The sequence below is a fragment of the Leclercia sp. Colony189 genome, from assembly GCF_009740165.1.
GTDB lineage: Bacteria > Pseudomonadota > Gammaproteobacteria > Enterobacterales > Enterobacteriaceae > Enterobacter.
In genome coordinates, this window is sequence record NZ_CP046557.1 from 3,394,710 (window position 1) to 3,414,694 (window position 19,985).

A 19,985-nucleotide genomic window follows, 5' to 3' on the forward strand; every position below is an offset into this window, starting at 1 on the left:
TGTTTTTTTTGGGGTTACTGACCCGCCTGCTCTGGAATCGGCTTTGTTACCTGGGGCAGTAATCCGTCGGCGCGGAACATGCTTTTAATGCCCCTCACCGCCTGACGGATACGATCGCTGTTCTCAATCAGCGCGAAACGCACGTGCGTATCGCCGTAGTCACCAAAGCCAATCCCCGGGGAGACGCACACCTTCGCATCCTGGAGGAGTTTTTTGGCAAACTCCAGCGATCCCATCGCGGCGTAGGCGTCCGGGATCTTCGCCCAGACGTACATCGAAGCTTTAGGCATCTCCACCATCCAGCCCGCCTCATGCAGCCCTTTGACCAGCACATCGCGACGGCGTTTATACTGGGCGGCAATGTCCTTCACACACTGCTGATCGCCTTCCAGCGCAGCAATGGCCGCTACCTGCAACGGGGTAAAGGTGCCGTAGTCGTGGTAGCTTTTGATACGTGCCAGCGCGTTGACCAGCGTCTTGTTACCGACCATAAAGCCGATACGCCAGCCCGCCATGTTGTAGCTTTTCGACAGGGTGAAAAACTCCACCGCAACGTCGCGCGCGCCGGGTACCTGCATGATCGACGGCGCTTTCCAGCCGTCATACACGATATCGGCGTAGGCCAGGTCATGCACCACAAGCACGTCGTAGCGCTTCGCCAGGGCCACCACTTTCTCAAAGAAGTCGAGTTCCACGCACTGGGCGGTCGGGTTGGAAGGAAAACCGAGGATCATCATCTTCGGCTTCGGATAGCTTTCCCGGATGGCGCGCTCCAGCTCGTTAAAAAAGTCGACGCCTTCAACCAGCGGCACAGAGCGCACCTGCGCACCGGCAATGACCGCACCGTAAATATGGATCGGGTAGCTGGGGTTCGGCACCAGCACCGTGTCGCCATGGTCCAGCGTCGCCAGCATCAGATGCGCCAGCCCCTCTTTTGAACCGATGGTGACAATGGCTTCGCTCTCAGGGTCGATCTCCACCTGATAGCGTTCCTGATACCAGCGCGAAATGGCGCGGCGTAAACGCGGAATCCCTTTAGAGGTTGAGTAACCATGCGTGTCCGGGCGCTGGGCGACGGTGCAGAGTTTTTCCACGATATGGGGCGGCGTAGCGCCGTCCGGATTACCCATACTGAAATCGATAATGTCTTCGCCGCGCCGGCGCGCAGCCATTTTCAATTCAGCAGTAATGTTAAACACATACGGGGGAAGACGATCGATACGCGAAAAACGGCGTTCAGGACTGGAGTCAGCCATAAATTCCTCAGATTACGTTAGCGCCCGGACCGTCCGAGCGACGTCGCCACGGATGTGGCGTGCTTAGAAAATAACCTGAAAAAATTCGCCTTGTCGAGGGGGGAAGAAATAAAAAAAAGCGTAGCGCTAAAACAGGAACTCTGCTGAGGCAAAAAACGGAAGCAAAAAAGAAAAGAGGTATTATTAATACCTTTTTATTAACATTTTAATATCATTACAGTTACGACTTCCGGGTGGCTTTTTAGCTTTTCTGCCCGCTCAGGCGACCTTAGATACAATCCCCTTTGATTAACGTGGTTTATCCCCATTTTATAAAAGAGCGGGATGGCTGGTCATTGAGCGTCAGGTTTTTTATCATGGTTCTTTCCTCTTTTCCCAGGTTTACCCGTGCACGAAATATTCAATATGCTGCTGGCGGTGTTCGATCGCGCGGCGTTAATGCTGATTTGCCTCTTTTTCCTCATTCGCATCCGCCTGTTCCGCGAGCTGCTGCATAAGTCTGCCCACTCGCCCCGGGAACTGCTGGCGGTCACTGCGATCTTTTCGATGTTTGCCCTGTTCAGTACCTGGTCCGGGGTACCGGTGGAAGGTTCCCTGGTTAATGTGCGGATCATCGCCGTGATGTCTGGCGGGATCCTGTTTGGCCCATGGGTCGGGATCATCACGGGCCTCATTGCCGGGACCCACCGTTACCTGATTGATATCGGCGGCGTGACGGCGGTTCCTTGCCTGATCACCAGCATTATCGCTGGCGTGCTGTCGGGGGCGATCAACCGCAAAGTCCCTAAGAAACAGCACTGGAAAGCGGGTATCATCGCCGGCATGCTCTGCGAAACCCTGACCATGATCCTGGTGGTGGCGTGGGCCCCCACCACGGCGCTGGGGCTGGATATCGTCTCAAAAATTGGTATTCCGATGATCCTCGGTAGCGTCTGCGTGGGCTTTATCGTGCTGCTGGTGCAGAGTGTGGAAGGCGAAAAAGAGGCCAGCGCCGCCCGGCAGGCCAAGCTGGCGCTGGATATTGCCAATAAGACGCTGCCGCTGTTTCGCGACATTAACGCTGAATCGCTGCGCCAGGTGTGCGATATCATCCGCCGCGACATCGACGCCGATGCGGTGGCCATCACCAATATTGACCGGGTGCTGGCCTACGTGGGCGTGGGTGAAGCAAACTACCGGGATAATGATGATACCATCAGCCCCACCACCCGCCAGGCAATCAGCGGCGGCAAGATCATCATTAAGAATAACGATGAGGCTCACCGCACCCCGGAGATCCACTCTATGCTTGTGATACCGCTGTGGGAAAAAGGGGTAGTCACCGGCACGCTAAAAATTTACTACTGCCACGCGCACCAGATCACATCGACCTTACAGGAGATGGCGGTCGGGCTGTCACAGATTATCTCTACCCAGCTGGAGGTCTCCCGTGCCGAGCAGCTGCGGGAGATGGCAAACAAGGCAGAGCTGCGCGCCCTGCAGAGTAAAATTAACCCCCATTTTCTGTTCAATGCGCTGAACGCCATCTCCTCGTCGATCCGCCTGAATCCGGACACCGCCCGCCAGTTGATCTTCAATCTGTCGCGCTATCTGCGCTACAACATTGAGTTGAAAGACGACGAGCAGATCGACATCAAAAAAGAGCTTTATCAGATCAAAGATTACATCGCCATCGAACAGGCGCGGTTTGGCGATAAGCTTACCGTCATCTATGACATCGATGAAGAGGTGAACTGCGTGATCCCGAGCCTGCTGATCCAGCCGCTGGTGGAGAATGCCATTGTCCACGGCATTCAGCCGCGTAAGGGTAAAGGGGTGGTCACCATCAGCGTGGCCGAATGCGGTAACCGCGTGCGGGTGGCGGTGCGCGACACCGGCCACGGGATCGACCCGAAAGTGATTGAACGGGTGGAGTCGAATGAGATGCCCGGCAATAAAATTGGTCTGCTCAATGTCCATCACCGCGTTAAGCTGCTCTATGGTGAAGGGCTACACATTCGCCGCCTTGAGCCGGGTACCGAGATCGCGTTTTATGTTCCTAACGAACGCGCCGCCGTTCATGCCCAGACGTTGTTGTTGCCTTAGAGGGAGTGACGCATGAAAGTCATCATTGTGGAAGATGAAATACTCGCCCAACAGGAGCTGAGTTGGCTGATTAAAGAACACAGCCAGATGGAGATCGTCGGCACCTTTGAGGATGGTCTGGACGTGCTGAAATTTCTGCAGCACAACCGGGTAGACGCCATATTTCTGGATATCAATATTCCCTCTCTGGACGGGGTACTGCTGGCGCAAAACATCAGCCAGTTTGCCAGTAAACCGTTTATTGTCTTTGTCACCGCGTGGAAAGAGCATGCGGTGGAGGCCTTCGAGCTGGAAGCGTTCGACTATATTCTTAAGCCGTACCAGGAGTCGCGGATTGTCAGCATGCTGCAGAAGCTGGAACACGCCTGGCACCAGCAGTCCGGCGCGGAACAGGTCGCGGCCTCACCGGTCATGCGCGAAAATGACACGATCAATTTGATCAAGGATGAACGCATCATCGTGACGCCGATGAACGATATCTATTATGCCGAAGCGCATGAGAAGATGACCTTCGTCTACACACGCCGCGAGTCGTTCGTCATGCCGATGAACATCACCGAATTTTGCAGCAAGCTGCCGGCGAGCCACTTCTTCCGTTGCCATCGCTCTTTTTGCGTCAATCTGAACAAGATCCGCGAGATCGAACCCTGGTTCAACAACACCTACATTCTACGGCTGAAGGATCTCGATTTTCAGGTGCCGGTGAGTCGCAGCAAGGTGAAAGAGTTTCGCCAGCTGATGCACCTGTGAGGGGAATGCCCCGGTGAACAGACGTCACCGGGGAAGAGCCATTACAGTACCTGGCCCAGGGTCTGGCGCAGATGCGCGCCCGAGCCCAGCAGACCCGGATTGTCATGTACAATCAGGTACACCGGAATATCCCGGACATAATCGCGGAAGCGCCCCTTGTCTTCAAACCCGCCGCGGAAACCGGAGGATTTAAAGAAGTCGAGGAAGCGCGGTACGATCCCGCCCGCGATATAGACCCCACCAAAGGTGCTCAGGTTCAGCGCCAGGTTGCCGCCAAAACGCCCCATGATGACGCAGAAGAGCGACAGCGCGCGACGGCAGTCGGTGCAGCTATCTTCCAGCGCGCGTTCGGTCACATCTTTCGGCTGTAGATTCTCCGGCAGACGGCCATCGGATTTCACAATCGCCCGGTAGAGGTTCACCAGGCCCGGACCCGAGAGCACCCGCTCCGCCGAGACGTGGCCGATCTCCGCGCGCAGCTCTTCGAGGATAATGCCCTCTTCTTCGCTGTTTGGGGCGAAATCGACATGTCCGCCTTCACCCGGCAGGCTGATCCAGCGCTTGTCGACATGTACCAGATGGGAAACCCCCAGGCCAGTGCCAGCGCCGTAGACGGCAATGGGCTTACCTTCAACCGGCTCGGTGCCGCCGAACTGGATCAGATGCTCCGGCTTTAACATCGGGATCGCCATCGATACCGCGGTAAAGTCGTTAATAATTTCCAGATGGGCAAAGCCGAGGTTGGCCTTCATTTCGGCGACAGAGAATGCCCAGGTGTGGTTGGTCATCGCCACCCAGTCGCCGGTAATCGGGCAGGCAATGGCGATACAGCCATCCTCAACGCTGACATCATGCTCCGTCAGATAGACACGAACCACCGCTTCCAGGCTGGGGTAATCCAGCCCGGAATAGGTTTTGGCGCGGGAGATTTCGCCGGTGTTGACGTCACATAACGCCAGACGCGCGTTAGTCCCCCCTACATCACCTACCAAAGCATACTTTGTCATTCTTCTACTGCTCCGCTAAAGTCAAAATAACTGTTTGGCACACTCTAAATTCAAGGCCCGTGAACAACAACGACCTGGATAAAAGCACCCCAGGATTATCGATCTTCATCACAGAATAACTTTACCGTTTCAGCACCATTTGCACTATTGCCATAAGGCTGAACGTGCAAAGTACAGACAGCTATTTTTAACAAGGAAATCATCATGCTCCATCCGCGAGCCAGAACGATGCTGCTGCTGGCCCCTCCTGCGCTGATTATTGGCGTTGCATCCAGCCTGATCCTGATTGTGATCATGAAGGTCGCCTCCGTGCTGCAGTCGGTTTTGTGGACCTCATTACCGGCTTCCCTCGGCCTTAACGCAAGCTCGCCGGTATGGGTTATTTTAATCCTGACGCTTACCGGTATCGCTGTAGGAGTGGTGATACGCTACAGCCCGGGCCATGCCGGGCCAGATCCAGCCACTGAGCCGTTGATTGGCGCGCCGGTCAATGCCGCTGCCCTGCCCGGGTTGATTATCGCCCTGATTATTGGTCTGGCGGGCGGCGTCAGCCTTGGGCCTGAGCATCCTGTGATGGCGGTGAATATCGCCCTGGCCGTCGCCATAGGGGCGCGGGCCTTCCCCCGGGTAAACGCCCTTGACTGGACCATTCTCGCCTCTGCCGGCACCATCGGGGCGCTGTTCGGCACACCTGTCGCGGCGGCGCTGATTTTTTCCCAGACCCTGAGCGGCAACACGGAGATCCCGCTCTGGGATCGTCTGTTCGCCCCGCTCTTATCCGCCGCCGCCGGAGCCCTGACCACCAGCCTCTTTTTTCATCCTCACTTCTCACTGCCCGTTGCCCACTACAGTCAGATGCAGATGGTGGATATTTTCAGCGGCGCGATCGTCGCCGCCTTCGCCATCGCGCTGGGGATGGTGGCGGTCTGGTGTCTGCCGCGCCTGCACCGTCTGATGCATCGTCTGAAGCACCCGGTACTTATTCTTGGCGCAGGCGGATTTATTCTGGGGATCCTTGGGGCAATCGGGGGCAATATCACCCTGTTTAAGGGCCTGGATGAGATGCAGCAGATGGCCTTCAGCCAGATCTTCAGCGTGTCGGATTATCTGCTCTTTGCGCTGATAAAACTGGCGGCGCTGGTAGTGGCTGCGGCCTGCGGTTTTCGCGGCGGGCGCATTTTCCCGGCGGTGTTTGTCGGCGCGGCGCTGGGGTTGATGTTGCATGAACATGTAGAGGCGGTTCCCCTGGCGATCACCATCTCCTGTTCGATTATGGGGCTGGTGCTGGTTGTCACCCGGGATGCGTGGCTAAGCCTGTTTATGGCGGCAGTGGTGGTGCCGGACACCACCCTGCTGCCGCTGCTCTGTATTGTGATGCTGCCCGCCTGGCTGCTGCTGGCGGGCAGACCGATGATGGCTGCATGGAACGATGAGAAATAATCAGGCGCTTTTGCGTGCTTCCAGCGCCTGGATAATGCCGCTCAGCAGCGGCGGAACGTCGGCTTTCGGCAACATCACCTCAATCAATGACAGCCGTTGTGGGTGCGCGACTCTCTCCAGCACCTCTTCCAGCTGCACCGTCTCGCTCACCCGCCAGCACTCGGCCTGACAATCCAGGCTGAGCGCCTGCGGGATCTGCGTCCAGTTCCACAGCGCTATGTCGTTATAGCGCTGGTTCGGACCATGAATGGCGCGCTCCACCGTGTACCCTTCGTTATTCAGCACCATGATCACCGGGCGCTGCTTGTCCCGCAGCATGGAGCCCAGCTCCTGGATAGTGAGCTGCGCCGCGCCGTCGCCGGTAATGGCAATCACGCGACGATCCGGGCAGGCGGTCTGTGCACCGTAGGCGGCGGCCAGGGTGTAGCCAATCGATCCCCAGATCGGCTGCACGATAAAATTTACCTCATCCGGCAGACGCAGCGCGCCAGCCCCAAAGGCCGAGGTTCCCTGGTCGGCGAGAATAATGTCCCCCGGACGAATATAGGTTTGCAGCGTTTTCCAGAAGCTGTCCTGGGTTAACGAACCGGGATGAACCGCATGAAGCTGTCTCGCCGGGCGAGGCGTATTGCCGGTTTGGGCATACTGATGGCAGAGGCTGGAAAGTACCTCAATGGCCTGGGTCATGGGGATCCCGGTGTACCAGACATCGCCTATGCGCGAGGCATGCGGCTGAACATCAATAGTCTGCTGATGGGTAAGTTTGTGGGTGAAGCCTGCGGTAAGCGTATCGGTAAAGCGCGTACCCACGCAGATCACGGTATCGGCGCCTTCAATGGCCTCGTTAACCTCGGCTGCGCTGGCGGAGCCGCTGTAGGTGCCAGCAAAACCGGGTTTGCGCTCGTCAAAAATCCCTTTCCCCATCAGCATGGTGGCGTGGGCGATGGGCGTTTGGTCCACCCAGCGTTGCAGCTGATTTTTCAGGCCATAACGCAGGACCAGGAAGTCGGCCAGCAGCGCGGTGCGATCGCTCGCGGCCAGCCGTTTTTCTGCCGCCTGGCGGAAGGCGTCAAGACGGAAACTGTCGCTCTCATAAAGAGGGTTCATGAGCGTGCTCACAGGCGGCGTGGCCGGTTTTTTTGCCACATCGGCAGGCAGCATAATATAGCCCGGACGGCGCTCCCGAAGCATCTGGGTCAGGACCCGGTCGATTTCATAGCAGGCATTTTGTTCGGTCAGGTGCGCCTGGGCGACGGTAACGGGCTCACTCATCTTATAGAAATGACGAAACTCACCGTCACCGAGCGTATGGTGCAGTAGCTCCCCTTTTTTCTGCGAGGCGCTGCCCGGGGCACCCACGATATGCAGAACCGGCACATGCTCGGCGAAACTGCCCGCGATACCGTTCATGGCGCTGAGCTCGCCTACCCCGAACGTTGTCAGCAGCGCAGCAAACCCTTTGCAGCGCGCATATCCATCGGCGGCATAGGCCGCATTTAATTCGTTGGCACAACCTACCCAGCCAATATCCGGGCTGGCGATAACGTGATCGAGAAACTGCAGATTGTAGTCGCCCGGCACGCCAAACAGATGATCGGCACCACAATCTGTAAGACGGTCCAGCAGGTAATCGGCGACGGTGTAGGGGGTTTGCATGACAGTTATCCTTATAATGTTGACTTCAGTTTGAGTATTGAAGAAGCGTGATAGCTGTCCAGGAATGGCGATAAACTGCCCATGGAAATAATGCTTTACGTATTTTCGCGAGGTAATCTGCCTGCCTGACGTTTAGTGTAAACGTATACACTGAATGACATTCTGACGCAGAGGGGCAAGACTCATGGTTTATCAGGCGAATCAAAACCGTTACCAGTCAATGAATTATCAACGATGCGGGCAAAGTGGTCTTAAGCTCCCTGCCATCTCCCTGGGGCTGTGGCACAACTTTGGCGACGCCACATTGATCGAAAACAGCCGTCAACTTTTACATCGTGCCTTCGATGTGGGGATTACGCACTTCGACCTTGCCAATAACTACGGTCCACCGCCGGGTTCCGCAGAACGTAACTTTGGACGAATCTTGCAGGAAGATTTCAGCGCCTGGCGCGATGAACTCATCATCTCGACCAAGGCGGGCTATACCATGTGGGAGGGCCCTTACGGCGACTGGGGCTCGCGTAAGTATCTGATTGCCAGCCTCGATCAGAGCCTGAAACGGATGGGCCTGGAGTATGTCGATATCTTCTATCATCACCGTCCGGACCCGGAAACGCCGTTGAAAGAGACGATGAAAGCGTTAGACCACATCGTGCGCCAGGGCAAGGCACTGTACGTTGGGCTATCCAACTATCCGGCAGAGCTGGCTCGCCAGGCCATTGAGATCCTCGATGATTTAGGCACGCCCTGCCTTATCCATCAGCCGAAATATTCGATGTTTGAACGCACCCCGGAAGCGGGCTTACTGGGCGTCCTGAAGGATAAAGGGGTGGGCTGCATCGCCTTTTCGCCGCTCGCCGGGGGCCAGCTGACCGACCGCTATCTTAACGGTATTCCGGCAGATTCCCGCGCCGCCAGCGGAAGCCGGTTCCTCAATCCGGATCAGCTCACCGAAGAGAAGCTGGCGAAAGTGCGTCAGCTTAACGCCCTGGCGGAACGCCGCAACCAGAAGCTATCGCAGATGGCGCTGGCCTGGGTATTACATCAGGAGGCCGTCACCTCGGTGCTGATTGGCGCCAGCAAAACGGCGCAAATTGATGATGCTGTGGGAATGCTGGCGAACCGTCACTTCACGCCTGAGGAACTGAACGAAATCGACGGAATTCTGAATAGTGTAAATTAAAAGCGCTTTTAGCAAAAAGTGCTACGCCTTCTGAATTAGGAGTTAAAGCGATTATCCGGGGCTTTACCGCCCCTTAATATTGCGTTAACAAGCCGATTACGGCTCCGATCGTGAAGGAGAAAAACCATGTTCAGGTCTCTGATTCTTGCAGCAGTATTACTGGCTTCAGCCCCGCTGGTCGCTAATGCTGGCGAAATCACCCTGTTGCCATCCATAAAATTACAAATTGGCGATCGTGATAATTATGGTAACTACTGGGATGGCGGCGGCTGGCGTGACCGCGACTACTGGCGCCGACATTATGAATGGCGCGGCAACCGCTGGCACAGACATGATAACGGCTACCATCGTGGCTGGGATAAACGCAAAGCCTATGAGCGTGGCTACCGCGCAGGCTGGAGCGATCGTGACGATCATCGAGGCCCACGCGGTCGTGGTCATGGTCATGGCGGGCACGGTCACCGTCACTGATACGAAAAAGGCGCCTTCCGGCGCCTTTTTTACAATCCCAATGCGGTCCCGATAAGTAGCCACAGATTCAGCGCCACCACCAGAACCACGATCGCCCACCCCGTCCGTCTCACCGCCTTACTGTTAACCAGATCGCCCATCAGCTTCTTGTCACTGGTGAACACCAGCAGCGGCACCAACGCCAGCGCAATACCAAAACTGAGCAGCACCTGGCTCATCACCAGAATGCGGGTCGGATCCAGTCCCATCAGGATCACCACAAACGACGGCAGCATCGTGATCGAACGGCGCACCCATAAAGGAATGTGGAAGCGCACAAATCCCTGCATCACCACCTGCCCTGCCAGCGTGCCTACCACGGTGGAAGAGAGACCCGCTGCCACCAGGCTCAGGCCAAAAATGGTCGCCGCCGCGTGACTCAGCAGCGGTTCCAGCGTCAGGTACGCCTGATCCAGATCGGCGACGCCGGTATGGCCGTTGAAATGGAATGCCGCTGCGGCGGTGGCCATCATCGCCAGGTTAACAAACCCGGCAATGGTCATAGCGATGGCGACGTCCCACTTTGTCGCGGAGTAGCGCTCATGCCGGGAACCGCCATGCAGGTTCTGGGTCAGCGAGGAGTGCAGATAGATCACGTGCGGCATAATGGTCGCGCCCAGTACCCCGGCCGCAAGGAACACCGCTTCGGTGGTAGGCAGACTTGGGATCGCCATTCCTTTACCCAGTTGAACCAGATCCGGCTGGGAGAAGATGAGCTCAACAATGTAGGCTGCCGCCACAAACAGCAGCAGGCCGCCAATTACTTTCTCCAGCGGTTTCTGCCCGCGTCGTTGCAGCATCAGAATAAGGAAGGTGGCGATACCGGTTAATACCGCGCCCTGCAACAGCGATACGCCGAGGATCAGCTTAAAGCCGATCGCCGCGCCGATAAATTCTGCCAGGTCGGTCGCCATGGCAATAATCTCCGCCTGCACCCAGTAGAACCAGACCAGCGGACGCGGATAGTGGTCGCGGATCTGCTCCGCGAGATTTTTACCGGTGGCAATGCCCAGTTTTGCTGACAGCACCTGGATCATCATCGCCATCAGGTTGGCCCAGACCACCACCCACAAGAGTTTGTAGCCGAAACTGGCTCCGGCCTGGATGTTGGTCGCAAAATTACCGGGATCGATATAGCCAATGGCGGCAATAAACGCAGGTCCCATCAATGCGAACCGCATTTTGCGTGCAGCCCTACCACTGCTACTCTCATCAACGCGACTGTTGCTCATTTTTGCCTCAGTAATATAGCCTTTGCTATGTTAAATGCTATCAAAATGCGAATGATTATCAAGTTCATTTAAAAGGATTATCGTGATTGCAGTGATAGCGAAGAACAATTAGCAGGCTGGAATGAAGTATAGATAGCGGGCAGAAGCACGCGCCTTTGTGAAGCGTAGCACACAAACTTAACTTTTAACTCATTTACATAACATAACAAAAATGTATCGTATGTCACTATTTTTGAAACTCGTCACAGGACTCAACGATAGTGTGGCTTTGATCTCGTTTTCTTTACGCTTGTTTCATAGAATGTGCAGCGAAATTAAACCTGCCTCATATTTGGAGCAAATATGGACCGCGTCCTACATTTTGTCCTGGCACTTGTTGTCGTTGCCGTGCTTGCGTTGCTGGTCAGCAGCGATCGCAAAAAGATCCGCATTCGCTATGTCATTCAGTTACTTGTTATTGAAGTATTGCTCGCCTGGTTCTTCCTGAACTCAGACGTGGGGCTGGGCTTTGTAAAAGGCTTCTCCGAGATGTTTGAAAAACTGCTCGGATTCGCTAATGAAGGAACCAACTTCGTGTTCGGTAAAATGAACGATGAAGGTCTGGCATTCTTCTTCCTGAAAGTGTTGTGCCCAATCGTCTTTATCTCTGCCCTGATCGGTATCCTGCAGCACATTCGCATTCTGCCGATTGTCATCCGCGCTATTGGTACCGTGCTGTCTAAAGTGAACGGCATGGGCAAACTGGAATCTTTCAACGCCGTAAGTTCCCTGATCCTCGGTCAGTCTGAGAACTTTATCGCCTATAAAGATATCCTTAGCAAAATGTCCCGCAACCGCATGTACACCATGGCGGCAACGGCAATGTCTACCGTTTCCATGTCTATCGTGGGCGCGTATATGACCATGCTTGAGCCTAAATATGTGGTGGCTGCGCTGGTACTGAACATGTTCAGCACCTTTATCGTTCTGTCACTGATTAACCCGTACCGCGTGGACGAAAGTGAAGAGAATTTGCAGATGGCGAATCTGCACGAAGGTCAGAGCTTCTTCGAAATGCTGGGTGAATACATCCTGGCAGGCTTCAAAGTGGCGGTGATTGTTGCCGCGATGCTGATCGGCTTTATCGCCCTGATCTCCGCGCTGAATGCCCTGTTTGCTGCCGTACTGGGTATCTCCTTCCAGGGGATTCTGGGTTACATCTTCTACCCGGTAGCCTGGGTGATGGGTGTGCCAGCCAGCGAAGCGCTGCAGGTGGGCAGTATTATGGCGACCAAACTGGTTTCTAACGAATTCGTCGCGATGATGGATCTGCAGAAAATCGCCGGTAGCCTCTCCCCGCGCGCCGAAGGCATTCTCTCCGTCTTCCTGGTTTCATTCGCTAACTTCTCTTCCATCGGTATCATCGCCGGTGCGATTAAAGGCCTGAACGAAGAGCAAGGTAACGTGGTTTCCCGCTTTGGTCTGAAACTGGTCTACGGTTCTACGCTGGTCAGCGTCCTGTCAGCGTCCATCGCTGCACTGGTACTGTAATCAGCATAAAAAAACCGGGGATAACACCCCGGTTTTTTTTCGTCTGTCATTCAGTGAGCGGTTGCGGTTTGCCGATCAGATATCCCTGTAAATAGTCCACTCCCGAGGCGAGCAACTTTTCCCGCTGCGCTTCCGTTTCGACAAACTCCGCCACCACGCACAGCGACCGGGTCTTTGCCAGGTTACAGATGGATTTCACAATCATCGCATCCATGCTGTCGCTGCAAATATCCTTCACAAAGCAGCCGTCGATCTTGATGATATCCGCCTGCAGGCGCTTGAGTCGTTCGTAATTGGCGTACCCGGTACCGAAGTCGTCGATAGCAATTTTAAAGCCATACTGACGCAGCTGCTGAATGTTAGCGATACTGACTTCCGAATTGGAGAACGCCTGCTCTTCGGTCACCTCAATAATAACCGTCTGCGGCTTCACGCTGTAGCGTTCAAACAGTGCAATGATCTCTGACGCAACCTCTTTTTGCATCAGCGTTAACGGCATCAGATTCACCGAGAAACGCGCGCAGCACCCCTGTGCAGGATGATCCTGCAGCCATACCAGCAGTGCTTCAACCACGCTGATATCGAAGCGTCGGCTCAGGTTAAATTGCGCCACCAGGGGCAGAAATCTGTCGGGCGTAAGGAGTTCGCCCTCGCTCTCCAGTCGCGAGAGGATTTCATGGTAGCCCACGCCATCGGCTCTCTGAATGGGTTGTGCATACAGACGCAGCCCCCCCTCATCCAGAGCGCGTTTGATCCGGCTCAGCATCAGCACACGCTCCGTCGTCTGGCCCGAAACCGTCTCAAAGCTGTTATTCAACGACAGAACCTGATTCGCCGAGCAGGCCTTTTCTGCCAGCCAGCTTAGCTGGCCCAGCGTGTGGTACAGGCTCTCACCCCCGTTAGATTCCACACCGCCCCAGGCGCCGCCAAACTCAATATCCATGCCGATATTGTTCCAGTAAATTTTGCGGCTGTTGAGATAATCAGTAATGTGCTGCAGGCGCGCTCCGGTTTCCGGGCCGCTAAGCACCACCACCAGCTCATTACCCGGGATTTGAAAAACCTGTTCGTTGACCATCAGCAACGGCTGCAGCTGGCGAATAATGTCCCGTTTACACTGCACGCGCATCATCAGGCCGTAATGACGGCTCAGAAACTCCAGGTTGTCCATGCGTAAACAGCACAGGGTGATATCCCTGTTGCCCTTCATAAAGCATTCCAGCGCGCGCAGATTACGCAGCCCGGTTAATGGATCGACCAGCGCCCTCTCCTGCCAGCCACGTTTGAGCCATTGACTGCGCTGAAAAATGCGGGACATATAAGCCAGACAAATTGCGAAGGAGATCAGCACCGACAGCACAAACGCCAGTGAATAACCGTTCTGTACGCCCTGTAGAAAATTGCTGTTGTAGGTAAGCAGCAGCAAAGCGCTTAGCGCCCAGCCCAACGCGATGAAAGGATAGCGAAATCGACTGACCCCTAAGGTGAATAAAATGAATATGACGGGAACCAGGTAGCCTGCAATGATATCGGAGGTAAAAGGTACACAGAGCAGCAAAAGGAAAGCAACAAGCGTGAGAAGTAATGCGGATGTAAATAACCTGTTGCGAAATGAAAATGAATTATGAATATTGCGCCGCCAGAAAGCGCGCGCATAATGGGGATTGATAATCATCCTTAAGGGATAATAGAACAGCATGGTAAAAATCAGAACCGCACAAATCAGGCTTTGAATATCGACTATATGGTAAATAACCGAGCCGCGGTCGGAGAAATTCGCAAGGGTAATCGGAAAATCACATAAATAACCGGCCAGATACATTGAGAGTTTGGTGGCTAGCGGCAGGATAAATCCCAGCCAGAAAATGCGCGCGCCGATAAAGCGATTGGGTACGTGATAACGCCAGCACGTTCCAAGTTGCCATCGCAGGATCCCACAGACCACCAGCGTACTAAATACCTGACAAAATAATAAGATAGCAACCTGCCCTGGCGTTAAATCTAAATTCCATTCGTTAATGATGGCAAAACTGATGATGATTGGAAGAATAGCCTGACGACCAAATAAGAGTATCATCGCCAGCATGACGCTCAGCGGCATCCATGCCAGATAAACTTCAAAACCATCAATAACAGACTTCGGTGAAATAAGGCGGGAGAAAGGAATGACAACCAGACATAACACCAGAGCGAGCGAGAAGCGCTTTACGTCAATAGTAAACTTAATATTCATTAATTTTATTAAACAGTTTATCTGGCGTTATTAAATTCACAATAATAATAATTTCTTTATGCAGGTGATTCAACTTAAGGTCCAGGAAATAGCATTTCCTGCTCAGGAGTAAACCTGAATAAGATTTATTTACAGAATTACGAGGAGAGACAGGAAACGGTATCGCGGGCATAAAAAAACCCCCGCCGTCTGGCGAGGGTTAATATTTTGGTGGAGCTAAGCGGGATCGAACCGCTGACCTCTTGCATGCCATGCAAGCGCTCTCCCAGCTGAGCTATAGCCCCACAGTATTCTTTACGCACCAGACTCTGTTGGGTTCAGAGTTTGGTGGAGCTAAGCGGGATCGAACCGCTGACCTCTTGCATGCCATGCAAGCGCTCTCCCAGCTGAGCTATAGCCCCATCGCGTAAAGCGTGTCGTGTTGACGGGCGGCATCATATGAATTCCATTGCTGAGTGTCAACGGCAAATTCTCACACTCTGGTTCAATCGCTGAAAATTCATGCAAATGAATCACATTGCGAGAGTGCTCGCAGCCATGAGTTAATCTTGTCACGTTTTCCAGTAAAAGGGTGTTATAAAATGACTCACTAATTAACCACACTCTTACTCAGGAAATTGCATGATCAAGGAACGAATGACGCCAGAAGAGTTGGCCCGACTCACTGGCTATAGCCGACAGACCATCAATAAGTGGGTGCGGAAAGAGGGTTGGTCCACATCGCCAAAACCCGGCGTCCAGGGCGGTAAAGCACGTCTGGTCCATGTGAATGAGAAAGTTCGGGAGTTTATCCGCAACGCACGCAGAGCCCCGGATGTGGCCGCATCGCCGGAGATCTACCCTGAGAACTCGCTACAGGCCCTGCTGATTACGCTGGCCAATGAAATGACACCCACAGAGCAGAAACAATTGACCTCTTTATTACTCCGGGAAGGGATTACCGGTTTGTTACAACGTTTAGGGATCCGCGATCAGAACTGATATGAAAAGATTACGTAGCAAAATGACCACCGAGGAGCTTGCGGAAACGCTGGGCGTCGCCAGGCAAACCGTCAACCGTTGGGTGCGCAATAATGGCTGGAAAACGGAAGGCATTAACGGCGTAAAAGGTGGGCGGGCGCGCCTGATTCATATAGATGCGCAGGTACGCGAGCACATCATGAACATCCCCGCCATTCGTAAACGGCAGGCCCTCTTTCAGTTGGCGGAGACCTCGGCCAGCTATGGTAATGGGCAACCCGTTGCCGTGCTGCGGCAGATTACGGATGCACTGGAGAAGATGACCCCACCTGAGCAGGAGCGGCTGGCCGTTTTGCTGGCGCGCGAGGGAATAGAGGGTTTTCTGGTGCGGCTGAACATTCATCAGTCAGCGCAATAAAAAACGGCAGGGAAACCTGCCGTTTTATTTTTTACGTTCTGGTTACTGCTGGCTTTCGCGTTCAGCAATAAACGCCAGCGCTCTGTTGATGCGCGCCACGCTACGGGTTTTGCCAATGGCGTGTACGGTAACGTCCAGTGCCGGAGACTGACCCGCACCGGTGACCGCCACACGCAGCGGCATACCCACTTTACCCATACCGACTTCCAGCTCATCCGCTGTCGCCTGAATGGCATGATGCACATTCTCAGCGCTCCAGTCGGTAATGGCTGCCAGCTTGTCGCGAACCACTTCCAGCGGCTGACGCGCAACCGGACGCAGGTGCTTCTTCGCCGCATCAGCATCAAACTCGTCATACTCCTCATAGAAGTAGCGGCAGTTTTCCGCGATCTCTTTCAGGGTCTTACAGCGTTCACCCAGCAGTTTGATCAAATCGGCAAGCTGTGGACCGTTGCGGGTATCAATATTTGCCTGCTCAATGTGCCACTGCAGCTGGGTCGCAACATACTCTGGCGGCAGGGTATTGATGTAGTGGTGGTTCAGCCACAGCAGTTTATCGGTATTGAACGCACTTGCAGACTTACCCACCGCACTCAGGGAGAAGAGCTGGATCATCTCTTCGCGGCTAAAGATCTCCTGATCGCCATGGGACCAGCCCAGACGCACCAGGTAGTTCAGCAGCGCTTCCGGCAGGTAGCCGTCGTCACGGTACTGCATGACGCTGACTGCACCGTGGCGTTTAGACAGTTTTTTACCGTCGTCACCGTTGATCATAGAGACGTGGGCGTAAACCGGTACCGGCGCATTCAGCGCTTTAAGGATGTTGATCTGACGTGGGGTGTTGTTGATATGGTCTTCGCCACGCACCACGTGGGTGATCGCCATATCCCAGTCATCCACCACGACGCAGAAGTTATAGGTTGGTGAACCATCGGTACGGCGGATAATCAGATCGTCCAGCTCCTGGTTGCTGAATTCGATCGGGCCGCGGATCTGATCGTCAAAAATGACTGAACCTTCCTGCGGGTTAGCGAAACGCACTACGCACGGTTCATCCGCAGCGTGATGTGAATGGTCATGGCGGCAGCAACCGTCGTAACGTGGTTTTTCGTTATTCGCCATCTGCTCTTCACGCAGCGCTTCCAGGCGCTCTTTCGAGCAGTAGCACTTATATGCAGTGCCCGCTTCAAGCATGTCATCAATTACGGCGTTGTAGCGATCAAAACGTTTAGTCTGGAAATAGGGGCCTTCGTCCCAATCCAGATTGAGCCAGTTCATACCATCCATAATGGCTTCGATTGCTTCCGGCGTGGAGCGTTCGAGATCGGTATCTTCGATACGCAGCACAAACTCACCGCCCTGGTTGCGAGCAAACAGCCAGGAATAGAGAGCAGTACGCGCACCGCCGACGTGCAGGTAGCCTGTCGGGCTTGGCGCGAAGCGAGTTTTGATTTTCATGAAGTGGCCTTACAGTGATAAAGATGCCGACAACCGGCATATCCTGGAAACTAAAGTGGGCAATATTCTATCACTCCAGCCTGATTCCTCAATCTTGTTACTGTCAGATCGTTCTCTGTAGCCGTTTTTGTTTAGAAATCATGCACCACAGGCGGTTTTGCGATCGTTTTGTTTAATTTTACGACGAACGAACAAAATCTTAAGAAAAGGCGTTGACTCATTTTCAACTCTCCCTATAATGCGACTCCACACAGCGGGGGTGATTAGCTCAGCTGGGAGAGCACCTCCCTTACAAGGAGGGGGTCGGCGGTTCGAACCCGTCATCACCCACCAACTACTTTATGTAGTCTCCGCCGTGTAGCAAGAAATTGAGAAGTGGGTGATTAGCTCAGCTGGGAGAGCACCTCCCTTACAAGGAGGGGGTCGGCGGTTCGATCCCGTCATCACCCACCACTTTCTCGCCAGCTGGATTTCTTGCAGTAGTAAATGAAGTACCGAAGTGGGTGATTAGCTCAGCTGGGAGAGCACCTCCCTTACAAGGAGGGGGTCGGCGGTTCGATCCCGTCATCACCCACCACTTCGGGTCGTTAGCTCAGTTGGTAGAGCAGTTGACTTTTAATCAATTGGTCGCAGGTTCGAATCCTGCACGACCCACCAATGTAAAAAGGCGCCCTAAAGGCGCCTTTTTGCTATATGCGATATTAACGATTCGAACCTGCGCAGGTTCGGGACGAACGCAGTGAGTCAACGGAGCCGCCTGCGGCGACGGCCCGAAGGGCGAGCGAAGCGAGTCATCCTGCACGACCCACCAATGTAAAAAGGCGCCCTAAAGGCGCCTTTTTGCTATCTGCGATATTAATGCGCTTACTACCTCTTCAGGTAGCTATTCTCAAGCCCTTCAATTTTCTGCCGATATCTCTTTTTTAGGCAAGAGACTATCGTCATGACAACCATTCAGACATCCACCCCGTCCGTACAAACCCAAAGCAGCGGCAGCAGCAGTTCCGCCGGCAATGACCTTGCGTCGCAAATCAGCCGCCTCACCTCACAAATCACTAAACTGACCAAACAGCTGAAAGAGGTCGCCAACGGCAGCGGCTCGGCGGAAGAGAAAAAAAAGCAGCAGGAGCTGCTGCAGAACCAAATCAAAATGTTGCAGGCTCAGCTCCAGCAGTTGCAGCGCCGCCAGGCAGAAGAAGCTCAGCAGAAGCAGGATAAACAGCAGGCTAAAGTGGAAGGCGTTAACTCCCCTTCCGCTGAACACCAGATTGATATCTACGTTTAACGGTTTTCTGGGTTAAAAAGCGGATCGCGTATGCGGGCCTGCGTCAGCCGCTTCGCCTGCATGCGTACCACTTCCCACAATGCCTGGGCGGCCCCCGAAAGTGAGCGATTCTTTCGACGAACCAGCATCAGCTTCCGTTCGATGATTGGAGTGAAACGTTTTACCGTCAGTCGACTCCCCTGCGGCAACGGGAGCGCCAGCGCGGGCAGCACGCTAATTCCGATTCCGGCTTCCACCATTGGAAAGAGCGTGGCGGGATGACCAATCTCCTGCACAATCGTCGCCCTTACCTGCTGCTCTGCCAGAGCCGCATCAATGAGTGGCCGACTGCCAGAGGCGTAATCCTGTAACACCAGTTTGGCACCCTGAAGCGACTGCCACGTCACCTCCTCCAGAGCAGCAAGGGGATCGTCGTCACGGCACAGCAATAAGAAAGGCTCAGAGAGCACCTCTTCACACTCCAGATCGCTAACCGGCCCCGGATCGATAACGATACCGAAATCCACCTCTCCCAGGCGGATGCTCTCCAGAACCCACTGCTGCGGCCGGTCATGGAGCACAAAATTGATATCCGGATACTGATGATTACTTTGCGCGATACAGTGTGGAATTAAATGCGCCGAAATGGTCTGGCTGGCGGCAACCCTTACTGTTCCGGAGAGCTGTTGCCCTACTCTGCCTGCATCCCGTAGCGTGCTGGTAAGTTCATCCAGCAATCTTTCCAGACGCGCGGCCAGCTGTTGCCCCGCCTCTGTTAACACCACCTCACGGGTGGTGCGGTCGATAAGCCGCACGCCGGTCTGTAACTCCAGCTCTTTCACGCTATGGCTCACCGCCGACTGGCTCAGGCCGATCATCGTCCCCGCGCGGCTGAAACTTTTCGCCTGCGCGACGGTAACAAATATACGAAGTTGCCGCAGAGAGTAATTCATCTGTTTTACTCATAAATTGATGCAATAAATCAATTTTATTTCTCAAACGG

The 19,985-nt window shown here is 54.4% G+C and carries 16 protein-coding genes, 6 tRNA genes and 1 other RNA gene; 14 read left to right on the top strand and 9 right to left on the bottom strand.

Translation table 11 applies throughout. The features are described from left to right. Positions 1-14: 14 nt before the first annotated feature. Positions 15-1,256, bottom strand: coding sequence for an alanine transaminase (gene alaC, locus GNG29_RS16155; protein ID WP_156654992.1), 1,242 nt, complete (start codon positions 1,254-1,256; stop codon positions 15-17). 387 nt (positions 1,257-1,643) lie between these two features. Here alaC and GNG29_RS16160 point away from each other — a divergent pair, with 387 nt between their 5' ends. Together GNG29_RS16160 and GNG29_RS16165 are read left to right on the top strand one after the other, a co-directional pair. Then, the gene (locus GNG29_RS16160) at positions 1,644-3,341 is read left to right on the top strand and encodes a sensor histidine kinase (RefSeq protein WP_156654994.1); all 1,698 of its coding nucleotides are present in this window, start codon (positions 1,644-1,646) and stop codon (positions 3,339-3,341) included. A 12-nt stretch (positions 3,342-3,353) separates the two neighbouring features. Beyond that, entirely contained in the window at positions 3,354-4,091 is a 738-nt protein-coding gene (locus GNG29_RS16165) for a LytTR family DNA-binding domain-containing protein (RefSeq protein WP_103180611.1), read from the top strand. 41 nt (positions 4,092-4,132) lie between these two features. On the opposite strand, the gene glk is transcribed toward GNG29_RS16165, so the two are convergent. Next, positions 4,133-5,098, bottom strand: coding sequence for a glucokinase (gene glk / locus GNG29_RS16170; RefSeq protein WP_103180613.1), 966 nt, complete (start codon positions 5,096-5,098; stop codon positions 4,133-4,135). Positions 5,099-5,302: 204 nt separating this feature from the next. On the opposite strand from glk, the gene GNG29_RS16175 reads away from it, so the two are divergent. After that, the gene (locus GNG29_RS16175; RefSeq protein ID WP_103180614.1) at positions 5,303-6,538 is read left to right on the top strand and encodes an ion channel protein; all 1,236 of its coding nucleotides are present in this window, start codon (positions 5,303-5,305) and stop codon (positions 6,536-6,538) included. Here GNG29_RS16175 and ipdC read toward each other — a convergent pair whose 3' ends face one another. Then, a complete protein-coding gene (ipdC, locus tag GNG29_RS16180) occupies positions 6,539-8,194 on the bottom strand; it encodes an indolepyruvate decarboxylase (RefSeq protein WP_156654996.1) in 1,656 nt (551 codons plus the stop codon). Between the two features lie 184 nt (positions 8,195-8,378). Between ipdC and mgrA the strand changes: the two genes are divergently transcribed. Further along, positions 8,379-9,377: an L-glyceraldehyde 3-phosphate reductase gene (mgrA, locus tag GNG29_RS16185; RefSeq protein ID WP_103180618.1), complete on the top strand. Its 999-nt coding sequence runs from the start codon at positions 8,379-8,381 to the stop codon at positions 9,375-9,377. Between the two features lie 126 nt (positions 9,378-9,503). After that, positions 9,504-9,848, top strand: a complete 345-nt coding sequence (gene ypeC / locus GNG29_RS16190; RefSeq protein ID WP_103180619.1) for a DUF2502 domain-containing protein YpeC — start codon at positions 9,504-9,506, stop codon at positions 9,846-9,848. A 29-nt stretch (positions 9,849-9,877) separates the two neighbouring features. Here ypeC and GNG29_RS16195 read toward each other — a convergent pair whose 3' ends face one another. Beyond that, complete coding sequence (locus GNG29_RS16195) at positions 9,878-11,119, bottom strand: Nramp family divalent metal transporter (RefSeq protein ID WP_103180621.1); 1,242 nt, start codon at positions 11,117-11,119, stop codon at positions 9,878-9,880. A gap of 342 nt (positions 11,120-11,461) precedes the next feature. Here GNG29_RS16195 and GNG29_RS16200 point away from each other — a divergent pair, with 342 nt between their 5' ends. Then, a complete protein-coding gene (locus GNG29_RS16200) occupies positions 11,462-12,649 on the top strand; it encodes a NupC/NupG family nucleoside CNT transporter (RefSeq protein WP_103180623.1) in 1,188 nt (395 codons plus the stop codon). A gap of 46 nt (positions 12,650-12,695) precedes the next feature. On the opposite strand, the gene GNG29_RS16205 is transcribed toward GNG29_RS16200, so the two are convergent. The 3 genes from GNG29_RS16205 to GNG29_RS16215 form a co-directional block, all read right to left on the bottom strand. Continuing rightward, positions 12,696-14,882 (bottom strand): EAL domain-containing protein, encoded by a 2,187-nt coding sequence (locus tag GNG29_RS16205; protein ID WP_156654998.1) that lies wholly within the window; start codon positions 14,880-14,882, stop codon positions 12,696-12,698. Positions 14,883-15,090: 208 nt separating this feature from the next. After that, positions 15,091-15,166 (bottom strand) — tRNA-Ala (locus tag GNG29_RS16210). Between the two features lie 41 nt (positions 15,167-15,207). Then, positions 15,208-15,283, bottom strand: a tRNA-Ala gene (locus GNG29_RS16215). 220 nt (positions 15,284-15,503) lie between these two features. Here GNG29_RS16215 and GNG29_RS16220 point away from each other — a divergent pair. Together GNG29_RS16220 and GNG29_RS16225 are read left to right on the top strand one after the other, a co-directional pair. After that, positions 15,504-15,863, top strand: a complete 360-nt coding sequence (locus tag GNG29_RS16220; protein ID WP_103180626.1) for a YfeC-like transcriptional regulator — start codon at positions 15,504-15,506, stop codon at positions 15,861-15,863. A gap of 1 nt (position 15,864) precedes the next feature. After that, positions 15,865-16,260, top strand: a complete 396-nt coding sequence (locus GNG29_RS16225) for a YfeC-like transcriptional regulator (RefSeq protein WP_103180628.1) — start codon at positions 15,865-15,867, stop codon at positions 16,258-16,260. 42 nt (positions 16,261-16,302) lie between these two features. Here GNG29_RS16225 and gltX read toward each other — a convergent pair whose 3' ends face one another. Beyond that, positions 16,303-17,718: a glutamate--tRNA ligase gene (gene gltX / locus GNG29_RS16230; RefSeq protein ID WP_156655000.1), complete on the bottom strand. Its 1,416-nt coding sequence runs from the start codon at positions 17,716-17,718 to the stop codon at positions 16,303-16,305. A gap of 257 nt (positions 17,719-17,975) precedes the next feature. Between gltX and GNG29_RS16235 the strand changes: the two genes are divergently transcribed. The 6 genes from GNG29_RS16235 (at position 17,976) to GNG29_RS16260 (ending at position 19,003) form a co-directional block, all read left to right on the top strand. Further along, positions 17,976-18,051: transfer RNA gene (locus tag GNG29_RS16235), tRNA-Val, on the top strand. A gap of 44 nt (positions 18,052-18,095) precedes the next feature. Beyond that, positions 18,096-18,171: transfer RNA gene (locus GNG29_RS16240), tRNA-Val, on the top strand. 48 nt (positions 18,172-18,219) lie between these two features. Beyond that, positions 18,220-18,295 (top strand) — tRNA-Val (locus tag GNG29_RS16245). 4 nt (positions 18,296-18,299) lie between these two features. Next, positions 18,300-18,375 (top strand) — tRNA-Lys (locus GNG29_RS16250). A gap of 29 nt (positions 18,376-18,404) precedes the next feature. Next, a non-coding RNA gene (locus GNG29_RS16255) (RtT sRNA) lies at positions 18,405-18,529 on the top strand. A gap of 132 nt (positions 18,530-18,661) precedes the next feature. Continuing rightward, the gene (locus tag GNG29_RS16260; protein WP_103791325.1) at positions 18,662-19,003 is read left to right on the top strand and encodes a FlxA-like family protein; all 342 of its coding nucleotides are present in this window, start codon (positions 18,662-18,664) and stop codon (positions 19,001-19,003) included. Here GNG29_RS16260 and GNG29_RS16265 read toward each other — a convergent pair. Continuing rightward, entirely contained in the window at positions 19,000-19,935 is a 936-nt protein-coding gene (locus tag GNG29_RS16265; RefSeq protein ID WP_103180632.1) for a LysR family transcriptional regulator, read from the bottom strand. The two genes, GNG29_RS16260 and GNG29_RS16265, sit on opposite strands and share 4 nt — an antisense overlap. Positions 19,936-19,985: the final 50 nt, after the last annotated feature.

What these genes read in the sequence shown, in the direction of transcription:
- GNG29_RS16265 (WP_103180632.1), bottom strand. Translation starts at nt 19,935, where the DNA reads ATGAATTACTCTCTGCGGCAACTTCGTATATTTGTTACCGTCGCGCAG.
- GNG29_RS16200 (WP_103180623.1), top strand. Translation starts at nt 11,462, where the DNA reads ATGGACCGCGTCCTACATTTTGTCCTGGCACTTGTTGTCGTTGCCGTG.
- glk (WP_103180613.1), bottom strand. Translation starts at nt 5,098, where the DNA reads ATGACAAAGTATGCTTTGGTAGGTGATGTAGGGGGGACTAACGCGCGT.
- GNG29_RS16260 (WP_103791325.1), top strand. Translation starts at nt 18,662, where the DNA reads ATGACAACCATTCAGACATCCACCCCGTCCGTACAAACCCAAAGCAGC.
- GNG29_RS16220 (WP_103180626.1), top strand. Translation starts at nt 15,504, where the DNA reads ATGATCAAGGAACGAATGACGCCAGAAGAGTTGGCCCGACTCACTGGC.
- GNG29_RS16225 (WP_103180628.1), top strand. Translation starts at nt 15,865, where the DNA reads ATGAAAAGATTACGTAGCAAAATGACCACCGAGGAGCTTGCGGAAACG.
- mgrA (WP_103180618.1), top strand. Translation starts at nt 8,379, where the DNA reads ATGGTTTATCAGGCGAATCAAAACCGTTACCAGTCAATGAATTATCAA.
- alaC (WP_156654992.1), bottom strand. Translation starts at nt 1,256, where the DNA reads ATGGCTGACTCCAGTCCTGAACGCCGTTTTTCGCGTATCGATCGTCTT.
- ypeC (WP_103180619.1), top strand. Translation starts at nt 9,504, where the DNA reads ATGTTCAGGTCTCTGATTCTTGCAGCAGTATTACTGGCTTCAGCCCCG.
- GNG29_RS16175 (WP_103180614.1), top strand. Translation starts at nt 5,303, where the DNA reads ATGCTCCATCCGCGAGCCAGAACGATGCTGCTGCTGGCCCCTCCTGCG.
- ipdC (WP_156654996.1), bottom strand. Translation starts at nt 8,194, where the DNA reads ATGCAAACCCCCTACACCGTCGCCGATTACCTGCTGGACCGTCTTACA.
- GNG29_RS16195 (WP_103180621.1), bottom strand. Translation starts at nt 11,119, where the DNA reads ATGAGCAACAGTCGCGTTGATGAGAGTAGCAGTGGTAGGGCTGCACGC.
- GNG29_RS16205 (WP_156654998.1), bottom strand. Translation starts at nt 14,882, where the DNA reads ATGAATATTAAGTTTACTATTGACGTAAAGCGCTTCTCGCTCGCTCTG.
- gltX (WP_156655000.1), bottom strand. Translation starts at nt 17,718, where the DNA reads ATGAAAATCAAAACTCGCTTCGCGCCAAGCCCGACAGGCTACCTGCAC.
- GNG29_RS16165 (WP_103180611.1), top strand. Translation starts at nt 3,354, where the DNA reads ATGAAAGTCATCATTGTGGAAGATGAAATACTCGCCCAACAGGAGCTG.